This window comes from Mycobacterium sp. DL99 (genome assembly GCF_004762045.1).
Classification (GTDB): Bacteria; Actinomycetota; Actinomycetes; order Mycobacteriales; family Mycobacteriaceae; genus Mycobacterium.
The window spans coordinates 3,386,814-3,413,592 of the sequence record NZ_SJOM01000007.1 but is presented as its reverse complement, the minus strand read 5'-3'; the positions used below and the strand labels follow the sequence as shown (position 1 = coordinate 3,413,592).

Sequence of the window (26,779 nt, the reverse complement as noted above, 5' to 3'; positions counted from 1 at the left end):
GCGGTTACCGCGGTGCGATGACGACGGGCGTGGACAGAATCTCGCGGTATTCGACCATCGGTTCGCGCTTGAGGACCGCACTACCCGAGGTGACGAGCAACTCGGTCGGTGACACCGCGTAGTTGACCTGATAGTTGCTCGCGACGAAGCGGCGGCCCGACGTGGCATCGGCCGATGCGGCCAGCGCGGCGCGGTCGGAGAGTCGGACACCGTGGTACTCGAGCCGGCCGGTGCGGTCCAGGCAGATCACCACCAGCGAGCGTTCGGTTCGGCCGATGGCCCTGGCCGTCTGGTTGTCGCCGCAACGTGCCTGGGAATCGACGAATCCGGAGCCGTCAGAGGCGAACGCCGCGACGGCCGGAGCGGCCGCCCGCTCGGCGAAGCTGGGGAGCGGCTTCCGGGTCGGTTTCACCTCGTACGTCCTGGCGCCGACGGCATACACCGAATCCCTGGACGAGAATTTGGACGCAAGCGTGGTGAGGATGACGAACGCGGTGAGCATGGAGCTGACGACAGCCGCGGCCGCCACCCCCATGCCGACGGGCAGCCAGCGTCGCTGCGGAGCCTTGCGGTGCCGTCCACGGCGAGCCGGCTGATACGACGGATGCGGTGTGGAAACTAGGCAGGTGACCAAGCTTGCTCCCGGGGAACGGCGGTGTGATGGGCGTGGCAGGCGGCGACGGGCGCTCACGCGAGCTCATATTGTGCACGATGAGGTGCGGCGCTGTGGGTAACACCCGGGAATTCGGCGAAATCCACTTTCAGTGTGGGACTGTCGCGCGGCTGCGATGAAATTAGCTCGGCAACAGTGAGATTCGTACTCACGTACCGGCAGTGAGCCAGTACGCCGCAGGCAGAAGCGATTTGGGTCGTCTGGTTTGGGCACCGCCGGCAACGCCGCTTCGGTGTCGCGATCGCCGAGCGCCATTACGTCACGCCGATTCAAACCGGTAAGCCGCGAGGCCAACCTCGTTAGCGTCGAATCGTCGATATAAGCAGTCGCTTTCGAGGGAAGTGTGGCGATGTCTACTTCTGAACTGTCTTCTTCTGAACTCACGATCAGTCCGTTGTCGGGATTCACCGGGGCCTTGATCGACGGGGTCGATCTGTCTGTGCCGCTGCCGCATGAACAGGTCGCCGCCGTCCGCGCCGCACTGCACCGGTGGAAGGTGGTGTTCTTCCGCGGACAGGACCTCGACCACGCGTCTCAGATCGCGTTCGGCGCCCAGTTCGGTGAGGTGACTCCCGGCCACCCCTACGAGGGTGACTCTGCCCCAGCCGGATTCCCGCAGATTCACACGGTGTCCCCGGCCGCCTACGACCACCGGTACGGCACCAGGTACCGCAAGCGACAAAGTCCGAATGGTCCCGGCTGGCATGCCGACGTCACCCCGCTGATCAACCCGCCGTCGCATTCGATACTCCGGGCAGAACGGGTCCCCGAGTACGGCGGCGACACCCAGTTCGCCAATGTCGCCGCCGTGTACGCGGGACTGTCGCCCTCGGTGCAGACCCTGATCGGCGAACTGCGTGCCGAGCATCGCTTCGGTTCGACGACGTCGGCCGAACGCAGCACCGAGAAAATCGGCGATCTGGTGCGCGGCAATCCGCTCGCCACCATCCACCCTGTGGTCCGGGTACACCCGGAGACAGGGGAGAAGGTGCTCTACGTCAACCCGTCTTTCACGCGCGAGATCGTCAACCTATCGCCCCGGGAGAGCAGGCACCTGCTGGACCTGCTCTTCGAGGAGATCGCGCGACCCGAGTACTCGGTGCGGTTCAAGTGGGAGTCGGGCAGCGTGGCGTTCTGGGACAACCGGGCCGCGCTGCACCTGGCTCCGCGCGACTTCGAGCACGTCGAAGGTGACCGGGTGTTACACCGCATCACTCTGGTGGGCGACATTCCGGTGGGGCCCGATGGTGTTGCATCGGAGTCGATTTCGGGCGACTACTTCGGGGCCGCCTGAGATGTCCACTCTGTTGTCGCGGCCGGCGGGAGCCCCACCCACCGGCGCACCGATCGGGCTCGTCGATCCCCGCGCGGCGGTGCGGCGGGTGCAGCGCAAGCCCGTGGTGCCGCGTGCGGTGCAGCGGCTCCTGGGCCCGGTCCTGTTGGTGGGCCTGTGGCAACTGTGCTCCACCGTCGGCATCTTCGACGAGCGCACGGTACCGCCGCCGACCCGGGTGCTCGATGCCGCCTGGACACTGATCGCCGACGGAACCTTTCAGGACCATCTGACCGCCAGCCTGCTACGGGTCGGATATGGGCTCGTGTTCGGTATCGTGCTCGGACTCGGGCTGGCCCTGATCTCGGGACTGTCCCGGATCGGGGAGAACTTCGTCGACGCCAATATGGAAGTGCTGCGCGCGGTTCCGAACTTCGCACTGGTGCCGCTGCTGATCGTGTGGTTCGGCATCAGCGAGGTCCCGAAGATCCTGTTGATCACGCTGGCCGTCGCCGTCGCGATCTACATCAACACCTTCAGCGCGATCCGCAGCGTCGATGCCGCACTGGTGGAGGCGGCCCGATCCTTCGGCGCCGGCCGGGCCGAGATGATCTACCGGGTCATCATCCCGGGATCGCTGCCCGGGTTTCTGGTCGGTCTGCGCCTGGCCCTGACGGCGTCCTGGTTGTCGTTGATCTTCGCGGAGACCATCAACGCCAAGAAGGGTCTCGGCCGGATGATGACCGACGCCCGCGAATACTTCCAGATCGACATCGTCTTCGTGTTGATCGCGGTCTACGCGATTCTCGGGCTGATCTCGATTCTCGTGGTCCGGTTCCTCGAGGGGCGCCTGCTCACCTGGAGGCGGGCCTATGACGGAGACTGACACGCTCACAACCACTGTCGGCACGTCGTCGGTGGTGATCGCGCGCGACATCCGGAAGCGGTTCGGGGACAACGTCATCATCGACGGCCTCGATCTGGAGATCAGAGCAGGCGAGTTCGTCGCGCTGCTGGGCCGAAGCGGTTCCGGCAAGAGCACGTTCCTGCGGGCGCTGGGTGCGTTCGACAGTGACGTGGACGGATACCTCCGGGTGCCCGAGCGGCGCGCGATCGTTTTCCAGGATTCCCGGTTGCTGCCGTGGCAGCGCGTGCTCGCCAACGTGACGATCGGATTGTCCGCCACCGGCGTCGTACAACGACGCGCTCTGGCCGCGCTGGGTGAGGTCAATCTGGCGGACAAGGCAAAGGCGTGGCCGCGCACGTTGTCCGGTGGCGAGGCGCAGCGGGTCGCCCTGGCCCGGGCTTTGGTGCGCGAACCGCAGCTGCTGCTTCTCGACGAACCCTTCGGTGCACTCGACGCCCTCACCAGGATCAAGATGCACGGGCTGCTGATGGACCTTTATCGCAGGCATACCCCGGCGGTGCTGTTGGTGACCCATGACGTCGATGAGGCGATCCTGCTCGCCGACCGCGTGATCGTCCTGACCGACGGGGTCATCTCTCTCGACGTCGACGTCACGGTGCCGAAGCCCAGGGCCCGGGACACCCACGAATTCGCCACGCTGCGAAAGCGATTGCTGTCCGAACTCGGTGTATCCGAAGACAAGGAATAGTCACATGCCATTTGCTGGGCGGGCGCGGCGGGGTTCCGCGGCGCTGTTGCTGATGCCGTTGTTGCTCAGCGCGTGCGGGTTGTCCGATGACGAGGCCGGCAGCTCCATCGACACAGTGAAGATCGCCGCGAAGACCGAGGTTCCGGCCGGCACCAAGCTGGTCATCGCCGAGCAGAACGGGACGCAGTCACTGCCGTGGAACCTGGCCAATGCCGGCCAGGGGACACCCTACGAGGTTGACTTCGCCGATTTCAGTGGCGGTGCGGCGGTCATCGAGGCATTGCGCTCGGGTGCGGCCGACGTCGGATCGATCGGTGAGGCACCGGTCCCCATCGCGGTGGACAGCGGTGTCACCGATCTGGTGACCATCGGGCTGCAGGCGAACCCCGGCACCAGCGGCGGCTACTACCTGGTGGCACACCCCGACAGCGGAGTGAAGACGATCGAGGATCTTCGCGGCAAGCGGGTGGCCTACCCGCCGGGATCGGGTCGTCACATGGTCACCGCCGGACTGCTCAAGCGTCATGGCCTGGACCTGAGAACCGATGTTCAGCCCGTGGAACTGGCTGGGGCAGAAGTGGTTCCGACTTTTGCGGCCGGTGCCGTCGAAGCCGCCATCGTGCTGGGCAACCAGTACTACCAATTGGGCGAGCCACCGATCCTCGGTGACGGCACGGGCATCAACACCGGCATTCAGACGCTGATCGTGCGCCGCGATGTGCTCGACGACCCGGCCAAGGTGGCGGCGATCGGTGACTACGTCGGCCGGGCTGTTGCGGCCAACAACTGGAAGGACACCCATGCCGACCAGTGGATCGACGAGTACTACGTGAAGGTGCAGGGCATCACGTTCGACCAGGGCAAGAAGTTGTACGAGGAGGACGGGATCGCCTCGTACTACCCGATCGATGCCGATTCCACGGCGTTGTTCCAGACCGTGGCCGACGGCCTGCACGAGACCGGAACCATCAAGGGCCGCGTCGAGGTCACGCCGTACGTGGACGGCCGCTACAACGACATCGTCAACGCGCAGAACGAACTCGACAGTGTCACACCGAAATCGCTGAAATCGTAGCGATTTCTGCCATACGAAACAGAGGGGACAACAGATGACTCAATTGGCATCCGCACTGACCATCCGGCCGCAGTCCGGGTGGATCGGCGCCGAGATCCACGGAATCGACCTCACCGCACCGCTGCTCGCGGAACACGTGGCCGAAATCCGTGCCGCACTGCTCAAGTGGAAGGTGGTGTTCTTCCGCGACCAGTTCATCGGTCATGACGATCACCTGCGGCTGGCGCGGGCTTTCGGCTCACCGACGCCGGCGCATCCGCTGTTCGATTCCATCCCCGACCCGGAGTACCCGACGATCTACCCGATATTCGCCGACCGGTTCAATGCACGGTATGGCAGCAGCAGGGGCTACGACAAGGCGAACTGGCATGCCGATGTAACCGCGGCGGTGAATCCGCCTGCCGCGTCGATTCTTCGGGCCGAGGTGATCCCGCCGTACGGCGGCGACACCCAGTGGGCCAACACCGTTGCCGCGTACGACGGATTGTCCGCACCGTTGCAGCGATTGGCCGACGGGCTGCGGGCGGTGCACCGGTTCTCGCCGCCGGACGGCGCGACGGCAACCGAGGATTACGAGCGCCGGGTGAAGCGGCGTCCGCTGCTGACCGAGCATCCCGTCGTGCGGGTGCACCCTGAGACAGGGGAGCGGGCGCTCTACGTCAACCCCGGTTTCACCAGCCATATCGTAGATGTGTCACCGCACGAGAGTCGTCGCCTGCTGGGCCTGTTCTATGACGAGCTGGTGCGACCCGAGTACACTGTGCGGTTCAGGTGGGAGCCGGGGAGCATCGCGTTCTGGGACAACCGCTCGACCGTGCATCTCGCGCCGTCGGATCTCACCGGCGAGCATGACCGCCGGTTGTATCGCGTGACGCTCGTGGGGGATGTGCCGGTAGGGCCGGACGGCCGCCCATCGCAGGCATTGGACGGCGAGCCGTTCGAAGCGGCTTGAGCCGGCGAGCCGGTCGAGCCGTCAGGCCGGCACCACGACAGTGATTTCGTTGCCGTCACGTTCCACGCGCATCCCCGCACGGCGGGCGACTCCGGCGACCGCGGCAGCATCGTCGGGCTCGCTTCGGGAGCCGGCCAGCGCGCGGGCCAGGTGACCTTTGTGCGCCTTGTTGAAGTGGCTGACCACGGTGCGGTGCCCGTCGTCGTGTTCGGCCAGCACCTGCACGCGGACGGCACCGGGAATCCGGCCCAACCCCGCGTATGAGCCGGACCGAAGGTCCACGATCAGCTCACGTGCGGAAATGTCGGCCAGCACCGGCTCCAGCAGCGGGCGCCACCGTTTGGCCAGTCCGGGCTGACCGGGCAGCTTTGAGGAGGCGGAGAGTCGGTAGGCGGGCACCGGATCATCGGCCCGAAGCAGACCGAACAACGCCGATCCGACCGCCAATCGGGTGCGGGCCCGGGCGGCGGTCGCGCCGCGCAGGGATCCGATGTCGAGCGCGTCGTACAACACCCCGGTGTATCGCTCGATGGCCGGCATCGTGGGCGCCTGCCGGAGCGCGGCGTTGCGCTCGATCTCAACGTCCTGGCTGGCGGAGATGGCCAGGGCCTTGCGGCACGCCGGCGGGTCTGCGGCGAGATCGACAAGTTCGTCGAGCAGCGACTGGCGAAGCGGGGTGAGTTGAGGCGAGCTCAGAATGTCCAAACGCACCGGAGGGCCGTCCCCGCCGGTGCGTTTGGTCTCCGACGGTGGCAGGAGCACGATCACATCCAGACGTTATCCGAACGATCGCGGCCCGCTGACCACCGACAGGTGTGATCTCAGATGGCGATGGGAGCGGCGCTGGTAGGCGCCGCCGCCACCCACCCGCACGCCGTGGCCACCCTCGCCCGAGGAAACGGGCGTGCCGTCGGGCAGGGTCACCGCGGTGTGGCCGCTGTTCCAGCCGATCACCAGGGCGCCGGGTTGGGTGCCGTACTTGAAGCCACGGGCCAGGAGCGCGCGCTCCTGATTGCCGGTGTTGAAGCGGTCTCCGTATACCGGTCGGCCGGTGGCCATGTTGCTGACCCAAGAAGCCAGGCCCGAGCAGTCCGTTCCCGATGGGGAGTCTCCACCGGAGATGTACGGCGTGCCCGAAACCTGCTGGACAAGCGCCATAAGCGTCGCGATAGCAAACATGCGGCGGGACGCTAGCAGAGCAGATTTTGACCGGGCAAAATATGTGACTCCGTTCACAACGGGTGCTCTATATGGACTGATTCACGCATTTTGGGAATGAGTGCGGTTACCTGCGCGTGCAATTCGGTTGCCGGTGGCACCTGTTTGCCGGCGGATGGGTAGACGTCTGCAACTATCGCCAATAGTGCTGTGGCACTGGGCTTGTGATGCGAATCGTCCGGTCGATTGTCGGCTTGCGCAGGGCAACGGTGTGCCGAATTATATTGATGTGAATGGGATTTCGGGCACCACCCGGACATGCGTCCGACTCGGGGGCGCCGATTGGCATCGATGACCCGGCGCACCGCGGCGCCCCAGCTGCACAGGGAAACGGACGTGGTCGTGCCGGCAACGTCGACCCTCGTTTCATGGTGGCTGGCCGCCCCCGATCCAGTGTGCTCATTCATGGTTCTGGCGCCCGTCCTCGGCGTGAGTGAAAGTTGACATGCAGCCTGTGGGCTGCATGATTGACACGGACGACCGATCGGAAGCGTGTGAGGAGATGGCGAGGGTGGACGAAGTCTTCAAAGCACTGGCGGACCCGAGTCGGCGGCTACTTTTGGACAGCCTCAATGACCGCGACGGACAGAGTCTGCGAGAGCTCTGCAGCGGCCTGTCGATGGCTCGGCAGTCGGTCAGCAAGCATCTGGCCGTGTTGGAGGCGGCCAACCTCGTCACGACAGTCCGCCAGGGCCGGGAAAAACTGCACTACGTCAACGCCGAACCGATCAATGCCATCGCGGACCGCTGGATCGACCGCTACGACTCCACGAGGATGCAGACCCTCGCGGACCTGAAGACGGTATTGGAGACTCCCAACCCGGCCGGAGAGTTCGTGTACACGACCTATATCCGCACCACCCCGGAACGGCTGTGGCAGGCGATCACCAATCCGGCGTTCTCCCGCGGCTACCTGGGGCACGCCATCGAATCAGAATGGCAGAGGGGCTCGACCTACGTCTGGGTCGATAACGGGCTTCGCATCGAGGACCCCGAGCAGGTGATCGTCGAGTCTGATCCGTACCAGCGGATGGCCTTCATGTTCCACGCGTTCACGCCTGACCTGCAGCAGATCGCCCCGGATCTGAGCGAGGAGGCCATTGCCCAGGCCGCGGCCGAACGCCGGTCACGGGTGTCGTTCGACATCGAACCCGTCGGGGATCAGGTGAAGCTCACTGTGACCCACGACGGGTTCGACCCGGGCAGCATCGTGCGGGAACTGATCGCGCACGGTTGGCCGCTCAGGCTGTCCAGCCTGAAGTCCGGGCTGGAGCAGGCTGACTAGACCAGCGAGTCCTGCGGCTCACGCTGGACGGGCGTGGGCCAAGGCGCCGGCAGCGGACGCTGACGCACCCGTTGCGGCCACCAGAACCACTTGCCCATCAGGGCCGCGATCGACGGGGTCATGAAGGACCGGATGACCAGGGTGTCGAACAGCAGGCCCAGGCCGATCGTGGTGCCGACCTGGCCGATCACGGCGAGCTCGCTGACCGCCATCGACATCATGGTGAACGCGAACACCAGGCCCGCCGAGGTGACCACCGACCCGGTGCCGCCCATGGCGCGGATGATGCCGGTGTTCAAGCCGGCGTGGATCTCCTCCTTGAACCGGGACACCAGTAGCAGGTTGTAGTCCGCGCCGACGGCCAACAGCACGATGACCGCCATCGCGAGCACCATCCAGTGCAGTTCCAGGCCGATCAGGTGCTGCCAGATCAGCACCGACAGACCGAAGGATGCGCCGAGGGACAGCACCACCGTGCCGACGATGACCGCCGCGGCCACCACGCTGCGCGTGAGGATCAGCATGATGATGAAAATCAGGCACAGTGCCGCGATTCCGGCGATCAGCAGGTCGTAGTTGGCGCCTTCCTGCATGTCCTTGAAGGTGGCCGCGGTACCGCCGAGGTAGATCTTGGATCCCTCCAGCGGGGTGCCCTTGATCGCCTCCTTGGCGGCGTTTTGAATCGCCGCGATGTGGGAGATTCCCTCGGGGCTCATCGGGTCGCCTTCGTGGCTGATGATGAACCGCACCGCATGCCCGTCGGGGGACAGGAACATCTTCATGCCGCGCTTGAAGTCCGGATTATCGAAGGTTTCCGGTGGCAGATAGAACGAGTCGTCGTTCTTGGAAGCGTCGAAGGCCTGACCCATGGCCGTCTGGTTCTCCATCATCGCTTCCATCTGATCCTGCAGACCGCCCATCGTGGCCTGCATGGTCAGCATCATGTTCTTCATGTTCTTCATCGTCGTGATCATCGGCGGCATGATCGTGAGCATCTGGGGCATCAGCTGATCGAGACGATCCAAGTCCGGCATCATCTTCTGGATGTCATCGGTCATGGTGTCGATACCGTCGAGGGTGTCGAAGATCGACCGGATCGACCAGCACATGGGAATGTTGAAGCACTTCGGTTCCCAGTACAGGTAGTTGCGGATCGGCCGGAAGAAATCGTCGAAATCCGCGATGTGATCCCGCATTTCAGCCACGTCGGCGACCATGCTGTGCATCTTGCCGACCATGCTGTGGGTGGTGTCGGACATTTCCTTCACCAGCACCAGCATCTGCTGCATGGTGTCGACGGTGGTCTGCATCTCGTCGGCCATCTTCAACATGTCCTTCATGCGGTCCTGCATGTATTTCATGTTCATCATCTGGGTCGTGCCCTGCATGCTGATCTGGAACGGGATCGAGGTGTGCTCGATCGGCGTTCCCTGCGGGCGCGTGATGGCCTGGACCCGGGAGATACCGGGCACCTGGAAGATCCGCTTGGCGATTCGGTCGATGACCAGGAAGTCGGCGGAATTGCGCAGATCGTGATCGCTCTCGATCAGCAGCAGTTCGGGGTTCATCCGCGCCTGGGAGAAGTGCCGGTCGGATGCGGCGTACCCGGTGTTGGCCGGCAGATCCGCAGGCAGATACTTGCGGTCGTTGTAGTTGGTCCGGTAGCCGGGGAGAGTCAACAGACCGATCAGCGACAGCGCGATGGTGGCGATCAGGATCGGTCCGGGCCAACGCACCACGGCCGCACCGATTTTGCGCCAGCCTCGGGTGCGCATGGCCCGCTTGGGTTCCAGCGTCTTGCCGAACTTGCTGGCCACCGTGATGATGGCCGGCCCCAGGGTCAGGGCGGCGACAACGCCGGTGACCATGCCGATGGCCAACGGGATGCCCAGCGACTGGAAGTACGGCAGATTCGTGAAGTGCAGACACAGCGTGGCGCCGGCGATGGTCAGACCCGAGCCGAGCACCACATGCGCGGTGCCGTGGAACATCGTGTAGTAGGACTGTTCCCGGTCCTCACCGATACTTCGGGCCTCTTGATATCGGCCTATCAGGAAGATCGCGTAGTCGGTGGACGCGGCGATCGCCAGAGTCACCAACAGGTTCGTCGCGAACGTGGACAGGCCGATGATGTCGTAGTAGCCCAGAGCGGCGACGACGCCGCGTGCCGCTGAGAGTGAGAGCACCACCATGACCAGGGTGAGGATCACCGTGACGACGGACCGGTAGACCAGCAGCAGCATGATGATGATGACCGTGAAGGTCAGCGCCTCGATGATCTTGACACTTCGGTCACCGGCGATGTGCTGGTCGGCGGCCAACGCGGCCGGCCCGGTCACATAGGTCTTGACGCCCGGCGGCGGCGTGACACTCTCGACGATCTTCTGGACGGCTTCGACCGATTCGTTGGCCAGCGCCTCGCCCTGGTTGCCGGCGGTGTAGACCTGCACGTAGGAGGCCTTGCCGTCGGAGCTCTGCGCACCGGAGGCGGTCAGCGGGTCGCCCCAGAAATCCTGGACGTGCTCGACGTGCGCCTTGTCGGCCTCGAGCTTGGCGACGACTTCGTCGTAGTAATCGTGCGCCTTGATGTCCAGTGGCTCTTCGCCCTCGAGCACGACCATGACCGAGCTGTTGGACTTGAACTCCTGGAACACCTCGCCGACGCGCTTCATGGCGATCATCGACGGCGCCTGGTCGGGGCTCATCGACACCGACCGCATCTTGCCCACCTCTTCGAGCTGGGGCACAGCGGTGTTCAGGACGCCGATAAGGGCGACCCAGCCGATGATGATCGGCACTGCCAAGCGCCGGATCCACTTGGCGATCCCGCCGTGCTGGGCATGCCGCGGCCCGGTGACCGGGAAGGCTTCGGTCGGGGCGTCGTGGGTGCTCATGCGGATTTCACCAAGCAGAAGGTCTGGGCGTTCACGCCGTTGGAGGTTCTCTCGTCCTTGAGTTCGTCATCGACGGTGATGCGGCAGCTGATCGTGCTGCCGTCGCCCTGGGCCACGATGTTGGGGAACACCGACGGTGCGGTGGATTCCAACCGCAGCGTCCACGGCAGGGTCACCCCGTCGATGCGCTGGGGCTGAGCGTCGAGATCGAGATAGTTCACGTCCGCGGTGGCCCCGGGCTCGCCGTAGATCTCATAGACCACGACTTTGGGGTCGAACGGTTTGGTGTCATCGACCTTGGCACTGGAGATACCCGAACCGCCGCCTGCGCCGAAGAACGTGCGTACCCGCATCACCGTGAACCCGCCCACCAACACCACCACGATGATGATCAACGGAATCCAGAACTTCCTTGCCAGGCCTGAAATCGAAAACTGTTTCCGGCGAGGGGTTTTCGTCGCGTTGGTCGTCGCGTTGATCATCGTGAAAAGGCACCGGTCCGTCGGGTGTGGGCAATGTGGGCAATGTGCAGGTGGGGCGAGGTCGACACGCAGGCGGCAGGACAGCCCGAGGGGGAGGGCCTGTTCGCCATGTTCACCTCGATCCGTCTCGTTGTCTAGCCGAATGGCTAACCAGAACTTAGCGAGATATTAGCCTATTTAAATGAGTCGCAAAACGGTGACACAGCCTTGACTCCGCGCGCCCAATGTCCAGCCTTGGATGATCGTCGAACGTTGCCCTGAGGTGCGCAGGGCGAGGTGGAGCGGCTTTTTCGTATTGCGCAAAAAGCAAGCGGGCCTCGGCGGAGCCACCGATTGTGATGGAGCTAACGGGAATAAAGCGGGGCCCCACCGCCGCGTGACCGGCGACGGGGCCCCGTCCTCATCGAACTCGGTGGCTAGTGCCAATCCCAGACGGACATGTCGTTGGGCGGGTAGTTCTGGCAGACGTCGGTGGTGTTGGCCGCGACGCCCTTGTTGTTGAAGAACAGCTTGGCCCAGTTCGGCCAGCGCCAGGACATGTTCTCGAAGAACGCGTTGGTGGCGGTGTTCTCGGAGTACTGGCGGCGGCCCGCGTAGTCCATGGAGAAGAACCAGTGGATCCGGTCCTGGGCGCCCTGCTGATCGGCGACCGGCTTGTTGTTGTAGTCGATCATGTAGCGCTCGTAGTACACCGGTTCGACGTCGCGGGCGGCGGCCATGATCTGCTCCGCGGTGCACGGCGTCCTGAGGATCCGGTTGGGGATCGGGTAGTCATCGGTGGCGTCGGCCGAGGCGATGCCGGCCCCGGCCAAGCTCCCGGCGACGGCACAGGCGGCCACTCCGGTACGGATCAGGTTCTTGACACTCTTGCGATTCAACATCTCGCTCCAAAGCTCTGAGATCGGCGTCGGGAATCAGACTACGGCCGGTTAGCGGCCTGTTCGTAGATAAAGCGCTGATCGGGGCAGTAGTAATTGATTGCGGTACCAAGGAACTGCCACGACTGGGCATCGGAGCTGTCCTTGGCCAGCTGCTTTTTCACGAAACCGACCGAGTCCTGGGCATTGTGGTCGACACCGTTGTGCAGTCGCTTGCACATGATCTTGGCGATCCAGGCGTTGTAGTCACGCTGCCCATAGATGCCGAAAGTGTGCAGCTCATTCGCGAAATCGGTGTCGGGATCGGCTTGTGCGGGAGCGGCGAAGGCGATAGCCGCCGCGGCGCCGATTGCTGCCAGACCTGCAAGCTTCATGCGGTGAATCTTAGCCCATCTAAGCCTGTTTCGTGTGTGCGGTTTACTCATCCGATTGCAGACACCATCGGGACATACTGTTCGGCGCTCGTCAGCGAACCGTGATGGCCGATCAACGACGACTCCATGGGCTCGACGGAACGCCGCAGCAACGCGGCGGCCCCGCGGGCCGCGGCGACGACGTCGCCGATGCGGGATCGGACGTCGTCGCGTACCCGCGGGCCGAACCACCCCTCAGCGATTGCCTCATCTCGCGACATCACCCACGCGGAATCGCCCAGGGTGGTGCGCCACGCCGCGAGAACGTCGTCGGCCGCCCCGGCGGCGGTGTAGACGTGGCGGGCGCGGGCCTCGCCGCCGATGGCGGTCACGCCGTCGCGCAGCGGTTCACACTCGTCGATGTCGTGCACGGCGGCCGGGTCCACGGTGACCATCCCGTGGTCGGCCACCACGGTCAGCAGGCATTCTGACGGCAGGGCCTCCAACACCGATTCCACCAGGCGGTCGACCTGCCGCAACTGCATCCGCCACGCAGGCGAGCCGGGTCCGTGCAGGTGGCCCACCAAGTCGAGGTCGGCGTGGTATCCGTAGCAGAAGCCGCTGCCCGCGACGGCTGCGATGACCCCGGCCGCGAGATCGCCGAGTGCGGTCACCCCGACATAGCGTCCGCCGCGCAGGAGCGCCCGGGTCAGACCCGAACCGGCGTGCTCGGCGCCCGAGACGACCGAGACCTCGAACCCGGCCGCCCCAGCACGCTCGAAGGTGGTGGGCGACGGTTGAATCAACTCGGGCACCACACGGTCGCGCAGGTCCGGCCCCCACGGATGGGGGCGCCACCGCAGCGCATTGATGACGTCGAATTCCGGACCGGCCTCGGGGACCCGGAACGAGTAGCCGACAAAACCGTGGTCGCCCGAGCGGCGCCCGGTGCCGATGGCCGCCAATCCTGCTGCCGTGGTCGATGGAAACCCGACACTCAGAGTCCGGGAGGGTGACTGGTCGGCCAAGGCCGTCAGGACCGGCGCATCGGCGGCATGGGTGGCGAGCAGTTCCGCGCCGAGCCCGTCGATCAGCAGGACACATGCGCCGCGGATCGGGCTGGACCAGAACAGACGCGGTTCGAATCCTGGCGCCCCCATCGCGGCGAGTACCGAGGGCACGACGTCGGCCAGGTGGGGTGCATCGGGATCGGGACGCGGAGACTCCACTCCGCGAGCGTGCCACAGATCACGTCAGCGGGTTTTGGCAATGCAGACCTCCCCGCAAGTGCGCCCGACCACACCGCTTTGCCCGGTACGCTGGGTTTTCATGAAGCCGATGAAAGCCGTGATCTTCGCTGCCGCTTTGGCGGTGTCCGCAGGTGGGGCGTTCAGTGGCATTGCCAGTGCCGATCCGGAGACGCCGGCGCCCGTCCCCGCGCCCGGCCCGCCTCCGGGCCCGGTCGATGCAGCACCGGCTGCACCCGCCGCGCCCGGTGCCCCCGCTGCGCCGGCTGCTGCGAAGGCAATGGACCACGACGGCCTCTTCATGGTCGGTACCGATATCCAACCCGGCAACTACGCCTCGGCTGGGCCGGTCGAGGGCGGCACCTGCTATTGGAAGCGGATGGCCGATCTGCACGGTGGCGACATCATCGACAACGCGTTCACCAAGAAGCCACAGGTCATCACGATCGAGGCCACCGACAAGGCGTTCAAGACCAGTGGCTGCCAGCCGTGGCAGCCGACCGACGCCGTCCCCGACACCCCAGCCAACGGCACCATCCCGGCATTGGTCGGCCAGGCCAAGCTGCGCGCGTGGATGGATTCACTCAACAACAACGCCCGCAATTACGACGGTTCCTCGGTGCCGATGCCCTGATGACCCGGCGCTGAGTGATCAGCCGGGCGGGATCAGCGGGGGCCGGCAGGCAGTCCCGACCGGGTCCCACCACCAGCCGTTGTCGCACATCGGGGGCGACGGCACCACCGGCGGGCGACAGTCGTTGGCCACCGGGTCCCACCACGCACCGTTTTCACAGCCCAACGGCACGACCGGCGGCCGGCACACACTTGCCACCGGGTCCCACCATTCTCCGGCCCCACAGTCGGCCCAGCTGACGGCCGGCGTCGCCACCGTGACTACCGCCATCAGACCGAGCGGTGCCAATACGGCGCCGATGCCTGCGGTGCAGCGGCCGATGATGCTGGTCATCTCAAACCTCCCCGAGAGATCACGTGACCCGACCCTATCTGGCCATCCGGTCGACGGCCAGGAATCGGACACGCCGCGTCGCCGCTGACCACGACGGTCACCGTTCCCGTGTCTGCGCGTCAATTTCTTTGCTGCACAAGATCATCCGAGCCCGCCGTCGCCGGCGGGCGGGAGTCGCCCAGGTGGTGCACACCGCGCGGACAGCGCGCCCCGTAACGGCACGCTGCTAGTCTGCGAGAGCTGCCGGTTGCGTCAATCGCGGGCCGATCCGCCCGGCCAGCCGCGGCAATGACATGACAAAACAGCGAAGTGACGAATCAGCTGAGTGGATACGGAAAAGGGTGTTGTGCGCGGCGCAGAGATCAAGGCCCTGACGGGTCTGCGCATCGTGGCAGCGGTGTGGGTGGTCCTGTTCCACTTCCGGCCCCTGCTGTATCAGGTGGCGCCCGATGTCACCAAGGCACTGGCTCCCGTACTCGACCGCGGCGCGCAGGGCGTCGACCTGTTCTTCATCCTCAGCGGTTTCGTCTTGACCTGGAACTACATCGACCGAATGGGGCCAACTTGGTCCACCCGGGCCACGTTGCACTTCTTGTGGCTGCGGTTGTCGCGGGTGTGGCCGGTGTATCTCGTCACGCTGCACCTGGCCGCGCTGTGGCTGATCTTCACGCTCAACGTGGGGCATATCCCGCCCGAAGACACCAGCGGCTACAACGCCGTCAGCTACGTGCGTCAGCTCTTCCTGGTGCAATTGTGGTTCCAGCCCTACTTCGACGGTTCGAGCTGGGACGGGCCCGCTTGGTCGATCAGCGCGGAGTGGTTGGCCTACCTGCTGTTCGGAGCGCTGATCATGGTGATCTTCCGGATCGCGCGGGCCACCCGGGCGCGCAGCCTGGTCCTGCTGGCCATCGCCGCCGCTGTGCCACCGGTGGTGCTCTTGATGGCCACCGGCCACTTCTACACCCCGTGGAGCTGGCTGCCGAGGATCGTCATGCAGTTCACCGCGGGTGCGTTGGCGTGCGCGGCGGTGCGCAAGCTGCACCTGACGGATCGGACCCAGAAGCGCGCGGGTTACCTGTCGATCGTGCTGGGCGTTGTGATCGTCGGCGGGCTGTACTTCTTCGACAAGCACCCGATGAACACCGTCGGCGACGCCGGCGGCATGGTCGATATCCTGTTCGTCCCGCAGGTGGTCGCCCTGGCGGTCGGCGTCGGCAGCCTCCCCGCGTTGCTGTCCACCCGGCTTCTGGTCTACGGCGGACAGATCTCGTTCGGCCTGTACATGGTGCACGAGTTGGTCCACACCGCCTGGATCTGGACGACCAGGCAATTCGAGCTGACCCTGACACCCACGCTCTCGGGCAAGTTGACGCTTCTCGGCCTGTTCGCGATCGCACTGGTCGGCGCGATCGCGCTCTATCACCTCGTCGAGGAACCGGCGAGGAGGTGGATGCGCAGAATGGTCGACATCCGTCCCGTTGACTCGGTCGGAAAGAAACTGCACCGAATCGACACCGAGCCCGAGGACACCTCCGACGAGGTTTCAGCGCGCGCGGGCTGACCCGTTGTAACCATCCAAAGCCGCTGTGCGACAGGTTGTTATGCCCTTGTTATCGCTGTGTCACCGGCCGCCTATCTACGGCCCAGCTTCACACCATAGGCTGTTCGGCGTATTGCGGTCCGGGACGAACTGAGTCTCGCTGGGAGTGGAGGTTGCAGTGAGTCGTCTGGCCACTTTCATTGTCTCGCTCGCCCTCGTGGTGGGGCTGTTCGCGCAGGCCCCTCAGCAGCGCTATGTCACCTCGGGCCTGGATCCCCAGATCAACCACATCGCGGTGATCGGGGACTCCTACACCACAGGCATGCTCGCCGAGGGCGGCATGGGACCGAGGAACTGGGCCCCGCTGGCCTGGCAGGAGTTGGCGCAACGCGGCGTGCAGGTGGATGCCGATGTGGTGGCCGAGGGTGGCGCCGGCTACGAGGCCCGCGGCAACCGCGGCAGCGTCTTCGCCGACCTGACCGCCCGAGCGGTGCAACCCGACGACGCGTTGATCGTCTTCTTCGGGTCGCGCAACGACAAGGACTCCGATCTGGGTGCGGTCACCAGCTTGAGCCACGATGCCCTGACCACGGCCCGGCAGTCCGCACCCACCGCTCGGATGCTGGTGATCGGTCCGCCGTGGGTGAATGCCGATGTGCCGCCGAATCTGCTGGGCGTTCGTGACATCCTGCGAGACCAGGCTCGGCAGGTGGGGGCGACATTCGTCGATCCGATCGCCGAGCGCTGGTTCTTCGATCGCCCTGAGCTGATCGGCGCCGACGGTATCCACCCGACCGATGCCGGCCATGCCTATATGGCCGACAAGATCGCGCCGTTGATCGGCAAGGAGCTTCCGCGCTGGGTCTGAGCGTGCGCATTCAGCCACTGGATGTGGTGCGGAACCGGTCTCGGTAGGCCTTCGGCGATACCCCGAGGTGGTTGACGAACACGCGTCGTAGGGTCTCGGCGCTCCCGAATCCGGCCAACCGGGCGGTTTCTCCGACCTGGCGGCCCGCGTCGAGGGCCGCTCGGGCGACATCGATCCGCACCGTTTCGACATAGCGCGCGGGTGTGGTGCCCAGCTCGGCCTGAAACAGCCGGGTCAGCTGTCGGGTGCTCAATGAGGCCAGCGCCGCAAGGCTTTTCACGTTGTGGTCTGCGGTCGGGTCAGCCGCGATCGCGTCGGTCACCCGTCGCAGCGCCGACTCCGCGGGCGCGTCCGACTCGACCAGCGCGGAGAACTGCGATTGGCCGCCGGCGCGCTTGAGGTACACCACCAGTGACCGTGCGACGTTGCGTACCAGCTCAGCTCCGAAATCCGATTCCACCAGTGCCAATGCCAGGTCGATGCCCGCCGACACTCCGGCCGAGGTGTAGACGTCTCCGTCCCGGATGAAGATGGCGTCGGGCTCGACCGAGATCGTGGGATACGCCCGCGCCAACAGCCGTGCGTGCCGCCAGTGTGTGGTGGCCCGGCGACCGTCGAGCAGGCCGGCCTCGGCCAGAATGAAGGACCCCGTGCAGATCGACGCCAGCCGTCGGGTCCGGGTGGGTAGGTCTCGCAGCGCTGCCACCAGCCCGGGATCGATCGGCCGACCCACGAGATTGTCTCCGCCGGACACCAATACGGTATCCACGCCGGTGATCTCTGCGATCCGATCGGTCACCGCGAACCTCGTGCCGATCGAGGTGGTGACGTCGGCGCCGTCGACCGAGGCGATCCGGAGGCGGTAGTCGGCGCCGAACCGGTTGGCCTCGGCGAAAACCTCGGCGGGTCCGGCGGCATCCAGGAGTTTCATCCCGTCGAACACGACGATCACGACCTCACGTGGCCCCACCGCCTGTGCCATCGGTCCATTGTGTCGCTTTCTGTGGGAAAGGTGGCGCATCGGACATGGGCCGGGCCGAGGGCCGCGTCGGAGACTGGTTGCACCGTTAGCACCTGAACCCGCCTACCCACTGATCCACGTTTGAGAGAGACACATCATGACGACTTCACTGACCAACAACATCGCCGGGATCGACCTGCCGGACACCGCGCTGGTGCGGGAGACCACCGAGTACATCCGCGACGTCGAGGATGACCTGTTGTTCCACCATTCTCGCCGGGTGTTCTACTTCGGCGCGCTGCAAGGCCAACGCCGGGGGCTGACGCCCGATCTGGAATTGCTGTACGTGGGTGCGATGTTCCACGACCTCGGACTCACCGAGCGGTACCGTGCGACCTCACAATTGCGTTTCGAGGTCGACGGTGCCGATGCCGCGCGGGACTTTCTGTTGCAGCGCGGGGTCGACGAGGCCGCCGCGCGCAAGGTCTGGCTGGGAATCGCGCTGCACACCACCCCGGGCGTGCCGGAGTTCCTCGATCCCGAGATCGCGCTGGTGACAGCGGGGGTCGAAACCGATGTGCTGGGGATCGGCCGTGATGGCCTGACCCCGGACGAATTGAGTGCCGTCACCGCCGTGCATCCTAGGCCGGACTTCAAGAACCGGATCCTGCGCGCATTCGCCGATGGGGTGCAGCAGCGGCCGGGGTCGACGTTCGGCACCGTCAACGCCGATGTGCTCGCACATTTCGACGACTCGTTCGTGCGCGAGGACTTCGTCGAGGTGATCCGGAACAACAGCTGGCCGGAATAGCCTGCCCCGCAGCCGAATTCCGCTATCAGCTCTCGCTGGAGCGACGTTCGGCGAGCTCCCGCAGCGGTGCCGGCAGGGCATCAGCCCGCAGGATCTCGGGCAGGTGTTGTGGCTCAAGCGTCAGCGCCCGGAACACGAATCCGATGGTGATGTCATGGTCGGGCCTGTCGGTCACCACGATCTCGTCGCCGGCCGATACCGACCCGGGTGTCACCAGGCGCAGATAGGCACCCGGAATCGCCGCTCTGGTAAAGGTTTTGACCCATCCGTTGATCTGCAACCAGGTGGCGAAGGTCCGGCACGGGATGCGCGGTCGGGACACCTCGAGCTCGAGCCCGTCGGACCCGACCCGCCACCGTTCACCGATGACGGCGTTGGTGACGTCGATGCCCGCGGTGGTCAGGTTCTCGCCGAACACACCATTGGCGATCTCCCGGTCCAGTTCGGTCTGCCAGGCGTCGAGGTCTTCCCGCGCGTAGGCGTACACCGCCTGATCGTTTCCGCCGTGGAACTGATGGTCGCCGATCGTGTCGCCGATCAGGCCGCTACCGAGCCCGCCGTGCATCGGGCCCGGAGCGCGTACCGCGACCGCCCCGTCGACAGGCCGCTTGTCGATGCCGGTGGTGGCGCCTGCCTCGGCCGGATTGGGTCGTGGATGTGCGATATTGACCGTCAGTACCTGCGCCATGACAGCCAGCGTAGTTGCTCAGTAACTTGGTGTCGCAACACGATTCGGGACGGCCGGCGGTGGTGGCACCGGCAGGCACAGTCCGGTCGCCAGGTCGAGCTGCCGGCCCGGCACACAGAACGGTGAACATCCGTTGGTGACGCCCGTTTCTCCGGGCGCGCACGCCGAGCTCGGGGCCGGCGTCACGATCGTGGCCACGGCCATCGACCCGGCCGACAGCACCGCCGCGGACACCACGGTGAACATCCCGCGCCACACTGCGCTCGTCATTGGTTGTCTCCTCATGAGTCGCACCTGACCGGCCTATGCGCGCAGTGTAGGCCGCGCATACCGGAGGCGCGGGCAGTTGCCCCGTTGTCGGCCGGTGGCCGGGTCGGTCCGCTAGCGTCACGTGGTTGTGCAGACCCTGATCGACTTCGACCGTGCGCCCGTCTTCGCCATTCCGACCATCGAGCCGGTCGGTGGGCTCACTGTTCGGGAGGGCGTGCTCCTCGAGGGGCCGCAGGGATGGGGGGAGTTCAGCCCGCTGCCGACCGACCGGGCGCTGGGTCGTTGGCTCACCGCGGCGACCGAGCCGGGCACCGTCGGCTGGCCCGACCCGGTGCGTGGGCGAATTCCCATCGCGGTCACCGTTCCCGCCGTCGACGCCGCACACGCTCACCAGATCGCGGCGGCATCGGGCTGCCGGACCGCGGCGGTCGAGGTCGGCGCGGGTGGACTGGCGCAGGATGTCGAGCGGGTGCGGGCCGTGCGCGACGGGCTCGGTGCGGGCGGGGTGATCCGGTGTGACGCCAAGGGGCGGTGGGATCCGGACACCGCGGTCACCGCGATCGCGGCCCTCGACCGGGCGGCCGGTGGACTGGAGTTCGTCGAGCAACCGTGCCGGACGATCGATGAACTCGCGCAGGTCAGACGTCGGGTCGAAGTGCCCATCGGGGCCGGTGAGTCGATTCGCGACGACGACGACCCGATGGGCCTGCGCCTGGGAGAGGCAGCTGACATCGCGGTACTCGCCAGCGGACCGCTGGGCGGGGCGCGGCGTGCATTGCGGGTCGCCGAGTCCTGCGGGCTGCCCTGTGTGGTCAGCTCGACGCTGGAGACGACCATCGGCCTGGCGGCGGGGCTCGCGCTGGCCGGCGCGCTCCCTGAGTTGGCGTTCGCGTGCGAGTTGGGGACCAGAGGATTTCTCGCCGGCGACCTCGTCGCGGATTCCCGTTCTCTCCTTGCGGTCGACGGCTACCTGCCGGTGGCTCCGATGCCCCCCGCTCCGCAGCGTGACCGACTCGAGCGGTACGCAGTCACCGACCCTGCGCGACTGACATGGTGGCGCGAGCGCCTGCAGAGCGCCATATCTGCCTCTTGAACAGCCCTGATGCATGTTCCGGGCGGTCGCCGAGCGACCCGGCCGGGAACGCTCCGCCGAACAGATTCAAGTAGCGCACTACGCATGTGTGCGCCGGCCCGGCAACTCGAGAATCGACTTGGTCAGCTACCGCTGGCGGGAAGATCCAACGGAGGATGCCATGTCGTTGTTCGCCAAGCTCTCGGAACTCCGGGCCGTAAAGACCCAGGACTCCGGTGGGACCGACGAGCTCAGTATCAGCAGAGCTGATGGATTCCAGTTCAAGGCTGTGTCGATGTGCCAGGGGGATGTGGTGGATCTGGACCGACTGCTGCCGTTCGACGGCCGGCTGGAGATCGTGTTGCGGGAGGTGGATGTGCGTACGGACGAGATGGAGGACGTCGGCTCGATATTCATCTGTTCGGACGAGTTGGGACGAGGAGAGCTCACCCAGCAGTTCAGCGGGGCGGGCGCACTGTACGACCTCACCTACAAGGTGATCTGAGAATCTCAGTCCTGCACGGCCTTGGCGATCGCCACACAGGTCGTCAACGAGTCCGCGTCGGGATCGGCCGCCTCGGTCAGCTCCCACATCGCGTTGTGCAGCATGCGCACGATCACCCAGGCCCTGGCCCGGTCCGCATCCAGGCCGGCCGCATCGACCAGGGTCGACAACCGCCGCCGGACCCCGTCGCGGACGTAACCGGCCAGCTCGTCCCACCGGTTCCACAGCATCGGCGCGACCTCGTAGTGCGGGTCTCCGCTCATCGGCTTGGGATCGATCACCAGCCACGGCTCGCGGTCGGCGGCGAGGACGTTCTCGTAGTGCAGGTCGCTGTGGATCAGGGTGCCGGTGGTCGCGGGATCGGTGGCCAGATCCTTGCCGAGTGTGATCGCCTGCTCCACCAGCCGACGCGGAACCGGGGCGTTGCGGGGGAGTCGTGTCAGGTCGGCGGTCCACCGTTCGGTGCATTGGGCGAGTGACCGCAACTGCGGCAGGGCCGGCACGTGAAGCCGGGCGTAGAGCTCCGCGACGATCTCGCAGGCCTCAATGTCCCACAGCTCGTTGAGGTTTCGCTGTTGTAACCGTTCCAGCAACATCGTCCGGCGGTGCGGATCGGCCCGCAGCAGCCGGACCGCACCGGTACCCGCCCACCGGCGTAGCGCCAGGTGTTCGTGTTCGGACTCATCGTCGGGGAAGGCGGCCTTGAGGACCGCCAACGCCCCTTCGCCGGTCCGCACCGGCAGCACGATCGAGCAATAGCCGTGAAAGGCAGGCCCGTCGGCGTGCAGGTCCCATTCGTCGAACTGGTCCCGGATCATTCGCGGCAGGCCATCGACCCACGCTTGCCACTGCGGTCCCCGCGCGCCCATCGCGCGCACCGCCTCGGGCAGATCGATCATCGCGATCCATCGTCGCACCCCGGCCTGCCCGCCGAGCACCCGGTTTTGACAGACTGTGCCCCATGGCACAGATAACCTTCAAGGGAAACCCCATCAACACGGTCGGCGACCTGCCGGCAGTCGGTAGCCCGGCCCCCAGCTTCTCGGTCACCGGCACCGATCTCGGTACCGTCACCAACGATCAGTTCCAGGGCAAGTCAGTGCTGCTGAACATCTTCCCGTCGCTGGACACCGGGATATGCGCCGCCAGCGTGCGTACCTTCAACGAGCGCGCCGCTGCCGGCGGCGCCACGGTCCTGTGCGTGTCGAAGGACCTGCCGTTCGCGCTCAGCCGTTTCTGCGGAGCCGAGGGGATCGAGAACGTCATCACCGCGTCGGCGTTCCGCGACAGCTTCGGCGAGGATTACGGAATCACCATGGCCGATGGTCCGATGGCCGGTCTGCTGGGACGCGCCGTCGTCGTCATCGGTGCCGACGGCAACGTGGCCTACACCGAACTGGTGCCCGAGATCGTTCAGGAGCCCAACTACGACGCCGCGCTGGCCGCGCTCTGATCGTCGTAACCCTTCCTCACCGGCGCGCCTCGCGCCGGTGAGGGACCGGCAGGCACTCAGATCGGCCACTGCTCGCGGCGATAGGCCGCATCGAAGAACATCCACTCGTATTTCGCCGTGACCACGAAATGGGCTCGTGCAGCGGCTTCGTCCGCCCCACCCAGAGTCGGTCCGACCCGATCCGTCAGATCGAGCACCTCGGCGACAGTCGCGGCGAACTCCTCACCGCCGTAGCTGTCGATCCAGCGCTGATAGCGCCGATCAGGCGATCCGCGTTCCAGCAATGCCGCGCCGACCTGAGCGTAGATCCAGTAGCAGGGCAGAACCGCCGCCAACCCCTCGGCGAAGGTGCCGCTGTAGGTAGTGGCCAGCAGATAACTCGTGTAGGCGCGCGTGGTCGGGGTGACCGGCGTCGCGTTGAGCGCCGCGACATCCAGCCCCAGCTCGGGCAGAAGTTCGTTGTGCAGACCCAGTTCGACATCGAAGACCTCGGCGGCATGTCGGGAGAACATCGCCGTATCGGCCAGGGTGGGGGCCTTGGCGGCGACGATCGTCAGCGCGCGGGCGTAGTCGCGCAGGTAGTGCACGTCCTGTGCCACGTAGTGGGCGAATGCCGCGTCATCCAGGCTGCCGTCGGTGAGGCCGGTCAGAAACGGGTGCGCGAGGATCGCGGTGTACGTCGGCTCGATCGCCTCCCAGAGCCGGGCCGACCAGGATTGCGGGTTCGCATCGGGGTGCATACCACCATGGTCTCAGGTGATCCGCAAACGTTGTGTGCCCCGTCGGCGTGCCGTGCACCACAACGATTTTCGCGGTGGGGAGGTCAAATCTGACCTGCCCCGCGCACTTTGCCGAAGCAGCCGGCCGGCAACCCGGCGTCCTGCGTGGACGGCAGTGCGGCGGCCACTGTCACGACTGCTGCCCAAAGCCGTTCCGGTAACCGTTGGGTCACGGTACTGCATCTGATCGAGCTTGTGCCCCAATCTAATTGGGAAAATGGATCGTTGGGCGGTACAAATGGTTGACTCGGCTGACAACGACCAGCGGCCGGTGTCGCCTTCTGGTGGTCGAGAGAGTTGATGTTCGATGAGACGTACCTTTGCCCTTCTGTTCGGTCTGGCATTCCTGGTAGCGGCTCCCGGACTAGCCGGCGCCGCACCGATCGAACGCCCGACCGGCAACCAGCGCTTTGTCGATCTCGTGATCTCCCGCGCGCTGTCACAGCGCGGTGTGCCCTTCAGCTATGGCGGCGGGGACATGAACGGGCCCACCCGTGGCGTCGCCCGCAGCCTGCCCGCGCCCGGCCTGGCTCCCGTGACGCCGCCGCTCGCGGGCGGCGGTCTGACACCCGGACTGTCGACTCCCGTGGTCACCGCTCCGGTCGCTCCGGTGCTGACCCCCGGTTTCGGCGTTGCGCCGGATCCGTCGGCGAATGTGGTCGGCTTCGATGCCTCGGGGCTGATCGTCTACGCGTTCGGTGGAGTCGGGGTGAAGATGCCGCGGTCCTCCGGCGAGCAGTACAAGGTAGGGCAGAAGGTGCTGCCCGCCCAGGCTCTGCCCGGTGACTTGATCTTCTACGGACCCGAGGGCACCCAGAGTGTGGCGCTCTACCTCGGGAACAACCAGATGATCCAGGGCACCGAGCCCGCTGTCGCGGTCACTCCGGTGCGCGGCGAGGGTATGACTCCCTATCTGGTCCGCATCATCGCCTGACGCTCGAGATTGTGTGTCTGAGGCGCCTCAACAGTCCGTAGGCTTTGAGCCGTCGACGACGAAGGGCGTATTGCATTGACGGAGCAGACACCTGCGACTACGCGGACCGTTTTTCCCGGCATCAGTTCGCGGGCGTGGGAGCATCCGGCGGACCGGACCGCGCTGACCGCGTTACGCCGGCTCAAGGGATTCGACCAGATCCTCAAGGTGTTGTCCGGGATGCTGCGCGAACGCAAGCACCGGCTGCTGTATCTGGCCAGTTCCGCCCGGGTGGGTCCGCGGCAGTTCGCCGACCTCGACGCGCTGCTCGACGAATGCGTTCAGGTGCTCGACGCCCAGGTGCGCCCGGAGATGTTCATCATCCAGTCGCCGGAAGCCAATGCGTACTGCATCGGCATGGAGGACCCGTTCATCGTCATTACGTCGGGCATGTATGAACTGATGACGCATGACGAGATGCGGTTCGTCATCGGCCATGAACTCGGCCACGCCCTCAGTGGTCACGCCGTCTACCGCACGATGCTCCATCACCTGCTGCGGCTGGCGTCGTCGTTCGGCTTCGTCCCGATCGGCGGCTGGGCACTGCGCGCGATCGTCGCCGCCCTCCAGGAATGGCAACGCAAATCAGAACTTTCGGGCGACCGGGCGGGTCTGCTGTGCGGACAGGACTTCGACATGGCGATCCGGGTCGAGCTGAAGTTGGCGGCGGGCCGGCACCTCGACAAGCTCGACTCGCAGGCGTTCCTGGCTCAGGCACGGGACTATGACGCGACCGGCGACATGCGCGACGGGGTGCTCAAACTGCTCAACCTGGAGCTGCAAACGCATCCCTTCTCGGTGCTTCGCGCGGCGGCGCTGACGAAGTGGGTCGATACCGGTGGATACGGCGCGATCATGGCCGGCAACTATCCGCTGCGGTCCGACGATGCGACGGCGAGCTGGACCGATGACGTGAGTGCGGCGGCACGCCATTACAAGGACGGGTTCGACCAGTCCAACGACCCGTTGATCCGGGGCATTCGGGATGGCTTGGGCGGCGTGGTCGACGGGGTGGGGCAGGCCGCGACGAGTGCGGCCGACTCGATGGGCCGCAAGATCTCCGAGTGGCGTCGCAACACCAAGCCGAGCGAGGAATAGCGCGCCGGTGGGTAGTTGCCGTCGGATCAACGGTAAGCCCCTAGACTAGGCGCTCGTGGGCATCCTGTTTGGCTTCGCGCCGTGGATCATCTATTGGGTACTCGTCGGCAACGTGCCGTTCGTTGTCGCTGTGCTGGTGGCGCTGGCGACGGCCATCGCGACGTTCACGATCAGCCGGATCTCTGGCACGCCGGGACGCACCCTGGAGGTCGGTGCACTCGCTACCTTCACCGTGCTCACGATCTTGACCCTGGTGCTCAGCCAGGATGTCATGGAGCGCTGGATCCAACCGCTGAGTACTGCGGGGATCTTCTTGGTCGCCCTCATCGGCCTGCTGATCGGCAAGCCGTTCGTGCTGGAGTTCGCCGCGGCGGGCCAACCGCCCGGAGTCGTGGAAAGTGACCTGTTTCAACGGATCGTGAAGGTCCTGAGCTGGATCTGGGTGGGTGCGTTCGCCGGGATGACGATCTCCTCGGCGATCCCGCCGATCGTGCAGAGTGACGCCACGATTCTGGACACAAAGACTCCACTGCCGTTCATCTGTTACTGGGTCATCCCGTTCATCCTGCTGGGCCTGGCCGCGATGGCCTCACGTGTTCTGCCCGACCGAATGACGGCCGGCATGAACGACATCGTGCGCAAGACCACCTTCGTGGCGTTCTCCGAAGCCGAGATCGACCAGCTCTACTACCTGGCCCAGGAGCATGCCAACCGCGAGGTCGGCGCCGGACAGGAGGCCTATGACGTCCGGGTCGGCGGTTCGGGAACTCCGTTGGTGGGCGATGAATCCCGCCTGTCGTGGCCCTCGACGTACAAGGTGCGCGACCGCAAGCGGTAGTCGGGCGTGA

29 protein-coding genes and 1 pseudogene are annotated in these 26,779 nt (G+C 65.7%); 16 read left to right on the top strand and 14 right to left on the bottom strand.

The window, feature by feature from the left end; genetic code table 11:
- Positions 1–4: 4 nt before the first annotated feature.
- Positions 5–634, bottom strand: a complete 630-nt coding sequence (locus EYZ64_RS16845; protein WP_286175004.1) for a hypothetical protein — start codon at positions 632–634, stop codon at positions 5–7.
- Between the two features lie 388 nt (positions 635–1,022).
- Between EYZ64_RS16845 and EYZ64_RS16840 the strand changes: the two genes are divergently transcribed.
- The 5 genes from EYZ64_RS16840 to EYZ64_RS16820 are packed head-to-tail and all read left to right on the top strand — an operon-like array spanning position 1,023 to position 5,589.
- A complete protein-coding gene (locus tag EYZ64_RS16840; RefSeq protein ID WP_135454929.1) occupies positions 1,023–1,967 on the top strand; it encodes a TauD/TfdA dioxygenase family protein in 945 nt (314 codons plus the stop codon).
- Position 1,968: 1 nt separating this feature from the next.
- Positions 1,969–2,832, top strand: coding sequence for an ABC transporter permease (locus EYZ64_RS16835; protein WP_135454927.1), 864 nt, complete (start codon positions 1,969–1,971; stop codon positions 2,830–2,832).
- On the top strand, positions 2,819–3,562 hold the full coding sequence (locus EYZ64_RS16830) for an ABC transporter ATP-binding protein (protein ID WP_135454925.1): 744 nt from the start codon (positions 2,819–2,821) through the stop codon (positions 3,560–3,562). The genes EYZ64_RS16835 and EYZ64_RS16830 overlap by 14 nt, the downstream gene beginning before the upstream one ends.
- Before the next feature lie 4 nt (positions 3,563–3,566).
- On the top strand, positions 3,567–4,637 hold the full coding sequence (locus EYZ64_RS16825) for a PhnD/SsuA/transferrin family substrate-binding protein (protein WP_135454923.1): 1,071 nt from the start codon (positions 3,567–3,569) through the stop codon (positions 4,635–4,637).
- A 34-nt stretch (positions 4,638–4,671) separates the two neighbouring features.
- Entirely contained in the window at positions 4,672–5,589 is a 918-nt protein-coding gene (locus EYZ64_RS16820; protein WP_135454921.1) for a TauD/TfdA dioxygenase family protein, read from the top strand.
- 21 nt (positions 5,590–5,610) lie between these two features.
- Here EYZ64_RS16820 and yaaA read toward each other — a convergent pair whose 3' ends face one another.
- Both yaaA and EYZ64_RS16810 read right to left on the bottom strand, forming a co-directional pair.
- Positions 5,611–6,357 carry a peroxide stress protein YaaA gene (yaaA, locus tag EYZ64_RS16815; protein ID WP_135454919.1) on the bottom strand — a complete coding sequence of 249 codons (747 nt, stop codon included), beginning with the start codon at positions 6,355–6,357 and terminating at the stop codon, positions 5,611–5,613.
- A 27-nt stretch (positions 6,358–6,384) separates the two neighbouring features.
- Positions 6,385–6,768, bottom strand: a pseudogene (locus tag EYZ64_RS16810) (peptidoglycan endopeptidase); the annotation flags it as partial.
- A 550-nt stretch (positions 6,769–7,318) separates the two neighbouring features.
- On the opposite strand from EYZ64_RS16810, the gene EYZ64_RS16805 reads away from it, so the two are divergent.
- On the top strand, positions 7,319–8,092 hold the full coding sequence (locus EYZ64_RS16805) for an ArsR/SmtB family transcription factor (RefSeq protein WP_135454917.1): 774 nt from the start codon (positions 7,319–7,321) through the stop codon (positions 8,090–8,092).
- Here the strand turns inward: EYZ64_RS16805 and EYZ64_RS16800 are convergent.
- The 5 genes from EYZ64_RS16800 to EYZ64_RS16780 all read right to left on the bottom strand — a co-directional run bounded on the left by EYZ64_RS16800 (position 8,089) and on the right by EYZ64_RS16780 (position 13,928).
- The gene (locus EYZ64_RS16800; protein WP_135454915.1) at positions 8,089–10,986 is read right to left on the bottom strand and encodes an MMPL/RND family transporter; all 2,898 of its coding nucleotides are present in this window, start codon (positions 10,984–10,986) and stop codon (positions 8,089–8,091) included. The genes EYZ64_RS16805 and EYZ64_RS16800 overlap by 4 nt on opposite strands.
- Positions 10,983–11,468 carry an MmpS family transport accessory protein gene (locus EYZ64_RS16795; RefSeq protein WP_286175001.1) on the bottom strand — a complete coding sequence of 162 codons (486 nt, stop codon included), beginning with the start codon at positions 11,466–11,468 and terminating at the stop codon, positions 10,983–10,985. The genes EYZ64_RS16800 and EYZ64_RS16795 overlap by 4 nt, the downstream gene beginning before the upstream one ends.
- Positions 11,469–11,884: 416 nt before the next feature.
- Positions 11,885–12,349, bottom strand: a complete 465-nt coding sequence (locus EYZ64_RS16790; protein ID WP_135454913.1) for a DUF5078 domain-containing protein — start codon at positions 12,347–12,349, stop codon at positions 11,885–11,887.
- Positions 12,350–12,387: 38 nt separating this feature from the next.
- Positions 12,388–12,720 carry a DUF732 domain-containing protein gene (locus tag EYZ64_RS16785; RefSeq protein ID WP_135454911.1) on the bottom strand — a complete coding sequence of 111 codons (333 nt, stop codon included), beginning with the start codon at positions 12,718–12,720 and terminating at the stop codon, positions 12,388–12,390.
- 47 nt (positions 12,721–12,767) lie between these two features.
- Entirely contained in the window at positions 12,768–13,928 is a 1,161-nt protein-coding gene (locus EYZ64_RS16780) for an alkaline phosphatase family protein (RefSeq protein ID WP_135454909.1), read from the bottom strand.
- A 100-nt stretch (positions 13,929–14,028) separates the two neighbouring features.
- Between EYZ64_RS16780 and EYZ64_RS16775 the strand changes: the two genes are divergently transcribed.
- On the top strand, positions 14,029–14,580 hold the full coding sequence (locus EYZ64_RS16775; protein WP_135454907.1) for an Rv1352/Rv1906c domain-containing protein: 552 nt from the start codon (positions 14,029–14,031) through the stop codon (positions 14,578–14,580).
- 18 nt (positions 14,581–14,598) lie between these two features.
- Here EYZ64_RS16775 and EYZ64_RS16770 read toward each other — a convergent pair whose 3' ends face one another.
- Positions 14,599–14,850 (bottom strand): hypothetical protein, encoded by a 252-nt coding sequence (locus tag EYZ64_RS16770; protein WP_167858131.1) that lies wholly within the window; start codon positions 14,848–14,850, stop codon positions 14,599–14,601.
- A gap of 409 nt (positions 14,851–15,259) precedes the next feature.
- Here EYZ64_RS16770 and EYZ64_RS16765 point away from each other — a divergent pair, with 409 nt between their 5' ends.
- Positions 15,260–16,474: an acyltransferase family protein gene (locus tag EYZ64_RS16765; protein WP_135460066.1), complete on the top strand. Its 1,215-nt coding sequence runs from the start codon at positions 15,260–15,262 to the stop codon at positions 16,472–16,474.
- A 157-nt stretch (positions 16,475–16,631) separates the two neighbouring features.
- Positions 16,632–17,321, top strand: a complete 690-nt coding sequence (locus tag EYZ64_RS16760) for an Rv0518 family GDSL lipase (RefSeq protein WP_135454904.1) — start codon at positions 16,632–16,634, stop codon at positions 17,319–17,321.
- 10 nt (positions 17,322–17,331) lie between these two features.
- Here EYZ64_RS16760 and EYZ64_RS16755 read toward each other — a convergent pair whose 3' ends face one another.
- On the bottom strand, positions 17,332–18,303 hold the full coding sequence (locus EYZ64_RS16755; RefSeq protein ID WP_135454902.1) for a GlxA family transcriptional regulator: 972 nt from the start codon (positions 18,301–18,303) through the stop codon (positions 17,332–17,334).
- A gap of 136 nt (positions 18,304–18,439) precedes the next feature.
- Here EYZ64_RS16755 and EYZ64_RS16750 point away from each other — a divergent pair, with 136 nt between their 5' ends.
- Positions 18,440–19,093 carry an HD domain-containing protein gene (locus tag EYZ64_RS16750; RefSeq protein ID WP_135454900.1) on the top strand — a complete coding sequence of 218 codons (654 nt, stop codon included), beginning with the start codon at positions 18,440–18,442 and terminating at the stop codon, positions 19,091–19,093.
- A 25-nt stretch (positions 19,094–19,118) separates the two neighbouring features.
- On the opposite strand, the gene EYZ64_RS16745 is transcribed toward EYZ64_RS16750, so the two are convergent.
- Both EYZ64_RS16745 and EYZ64_RS16740 read right to left on the bottom strand, forming a co-directional pair.
- Positions 19,119–19,781 carry an MOSC domain-containing protein gene (locus EYZ64_RS16745; protein WP_135454898.1) on the bottom strand — a complete coding sequence of 221 codons (663 nt, stop codon included), beginning with the start codon at positions 19,779–19,781 and terminating at the stop codon, positions 19,119–19,121.
- An 18-nt stretch (positions 19,782–19,799) separates the two neighbouring features.
- Complete coding sequence (locus tag EYZ64_RS16740; RefSeq protein WP_135454896.1) at positions 19,800–20,051, bottom strand: hypothetical protein; 252 nt, start codon at positions 20,049–20,051, stop codon at positions 19,800–19,802.
- A gap of 127 nt (positions 20,052–20,178) precedes the next feature.
- Between EYZ64_RS16740 and EYZ64_RS16735 the strand changes: the two genes are divergently transcribed.
- Together EYZ64_RS16735 and EYZ64_RS16730 are read left to right on the top strand one after the other, a co-directional pair.
- Positions 20,179–21,144, top strand: a complete 966-nt coding sequence (locus EYZ64_RS16735) for an o-succinylbenzoate synthase (protein ID WP_135460065.1) — start codon at positions 20,179–20,181, stop codon at positions 21,142–21,144.
- A gap of 160 nt (positions 21,145–21,304) precedes the next feature.
- Positions 21,305–21,628, top strand: coding sequence for a hypothetical protein (locus tag EYZ64_RS16730; protein ID WP_135454894.1), 324 nt, complete (start codon positions 21,305–21,307; stop codon positions 21,626–21,628).
- A gap of 5 nt (positions 21,629–21,633) precedes the next feature.
- Here the strand turns inward: EYZ64_RS16730 and EYZ64_RS16725 are convergent, their stop codons facing one another.
- Positions 21,634–22,527, bottom strand: coding sequence for an aminoglycoside phosphotransferase family protein (locus tag EYZ64_RS16725; RefSeq protein WP_135460064.1), 894 nt, complete (start codon positions 22,525–22,527; stop codon positions 21,634–21,636).
- Between the two features lie 62 nt (positions 22,528–22,589).
- On the opposite strand from EYZ64_RS16725, the gene tpx reads away from it, so the two are divergent.
- Positions 22,590–23,081, top strand: a complete 492-nt coding sequence (tpx, locus tag EYZ64_RS16720; protein ID WP_135454892.1) for a thiol peroxidase — start codon at positions 22,590–22,592, stop codon at positions 23,079–23,081.
- Positions 23,082–23,137: 56 nt separating this feature from the next.
- Here tpx and tenA read toward each other — a convergent pair whose 3' ends face one another.
- Positions 23,138–23,821, bottom strand: coding sequence for a thiaminase II (gene tenA / locus EYZ64_RS16715; RefSeq protein WP_135454890.1), 684 nt, complete (start codon positions 23,819–23,821; stop codon positions 23,138–23,140).
- Between the two features lie 346 nt (positions 23,822–24,167).
- Between tenA and ripD the strand changes: the two genes are divergently transcribed.
- From ripD to EYZ64_RS16700, 3 genes are all read left to right on the top strand, one after another.
- Positions 24,168–24,794, top strand: a complete 627-nt coding sequence (ripD, locus tag EYZ64_RS16710) for an NlpC/P60 family peptidoglycan-binding protein RipD (RefSeq protein ID WP_135454887.1) — start codon at positions 24,168–24,170, stop codon at positions 24,792–24,794.
- Between the two features lie 75 nt (positions 24,795–24,869).
- Complete coding sequence (locus EYZ64_RS16705; RefSeq protein ID WP_167857861.1) at positions 24,870–25,931, top strand: M48 family metallopeptidase; 1,062 nt, start codon at positions 24,870–24,872, stop codon at positions 25,929–25,931.
- A 55-nt stretch (positions 25,932–25,986) separates the two neighbouring features.
- Complete coding sequence (locus EYZ64_RS16700) at positions 25,987–26,769, top strand: hypothetical protein (protein ID WP_135454883.1); 783 nt, start codon at positions 25,987–25,989, stop codon at positions 26,767–26,769.
- Positions 26,770–26,779: the final 10 nt, after the last annotated feature.

Excerpts from the sequence above, each read along its gene's own strand:
- tenA (WP_135454890.1), bottom strand. The coding sequence starts at position 23,821 with ATGCACCCCGATGCGAACCCGCAATCCTGGTCGGCCCGGCTCTGGGAG.
- ripD (WP_135454887.1), top strand. The coding sequence starts at position 24,168 with ATGAGACGTACCTTTGCCCTTCTGTTCGGTCTGGCATTCCTGGTAGCG.
- EYZ64_RS16795 (WP_286175001.1), bottom strand. The coding sequence starts at position 11,468 with ATGATCAACGCGACGACCAACGCGACGAAAACCCCTCGCCGGAAACAG.
- EYZ64_RS16730 (WP_135454894.1), top strand. The coding sequence starts at position 21,305 with ATGTCGTTGTTCGCCAAGCTCTCGGAACTCCGGGCCGTAAAGACCCAG.
- EYZ64_RS16800 (WP_135454915.1), bottom strand. The coding sequence starts at position 10,986 with ATGAGCACCCACGACGCCCCGACCGAAGCCTTCCCGGTCACCGGGCCG.
- EYZ64_RS16785 (WP_135454911.1), bottom strand. The coding sequence starts at position 12,720 with ATGAAGCTTGCAGGTCTGGCAGCAATCGGCGCCGCGGCGGCTATCGCC.
- EYZ64_RS16745 (WP_135454898.1), bottom strand. The coding sequence starts at position 19,781 with ATGGCGCAGGTACTGACGGTCAATATCGCACATCCACGACCCAATCCG.
- EYZ64_RS16725 (WP_135460064.1), bottom strand. The coding sequence starts at position 22,527 with ATGATCGATCTGCCCGAGGCGGTGCGCGCGATGGGCGCGCGGGGACCG.
- EYZ64_RS16840 (WP_135454929.1), top strand. The coding sequence starts at position 1,023 with ATGTCTACTTCTGAACTGTCTTCTTCTGAACTCACGATCAGTCCGTTG.
- EYZ64_RS16740 (WP_135454896.1), bottom strand. The coding sequence starts at position 20,051 with ATGACGAGCGCAGTGTGGCGCGGGATGTTCACCGTGGTGTCCGCGGCG.
- EYZ64_RS16775 (WP_135454907.1), top strand. The coding sequence starts at position 14,029 with ATGAAGCCGATGAAAGCCGTGATCTTCGCTGCCGCTTTGGCGGTGTCC.
- EYZ64_RS16790 (WP_135454913.1), bottom strand. The coding sequence starts at position 12,349 with ATGTTGAATCGCAAGAGTGTCAAGAACCTGATCCGTACCGGAGTGGCC.
- EYZ64_RS16825 (WP_135454923.1), top strand. The coding sequence starts at position 3,567 with ATGCCATTTGCTGGGCGGGCGCGGCGGGGTTCCGCGGCGCTGTTGCTG.
- EYZ64_RS16835 (WP_135454927.1), top strand. The coding sequence starts at position 1,969 with ATGTCCACTCTGTTGTCGCGGCCGGCGGGAGCCCCACCCACCGGCGCA.
- EYZ64_RS16750 (WP_135454900.1), top strand. The coding sequence starts at position 18,440 with ATGACGACTTCACTGACCAACAACATCGCCGGGATCGACCTGCCGGAC.
- EYZ64_RS16770 (WP_167858131.1), bottom strand. The coding sequence starts at position 14,850 with ATGGCGGTAGTCACGGTGGCGACGCCGGCCGTCAGCTGGGCCGACTGT.
- EYZ64_RS16820 (WP_135454921.1), top strand. The coding sequence starts at position 4,672 with ATGACTCAATTGGCATCCGCACTGACCATCCGGCCGCAGTCCGGGTGG.
- EYZ64_RS16755 (WP_135454902.1), bottom strand. The coding sequence starts at position 18,303 with ATGGCACAGGCGGTGGGGCCACGTGAGGTCGTGATCGTCGTGTTCGAC.
- tpx (WP_135454892.1), top strand. The coding sequence starts at position 22,590 with ATGGCACAGATAACCTTCAAGGGAAACCCCATCAACACGGTCGGCGAC.
- EYZ64_RS16830 (WP_135454925.1), top strand. The coding sequence starts at position 2,819 with ATGACGGAGACTGACACGCTCACAACCACTGTCGGCACGTCGTCGGTG.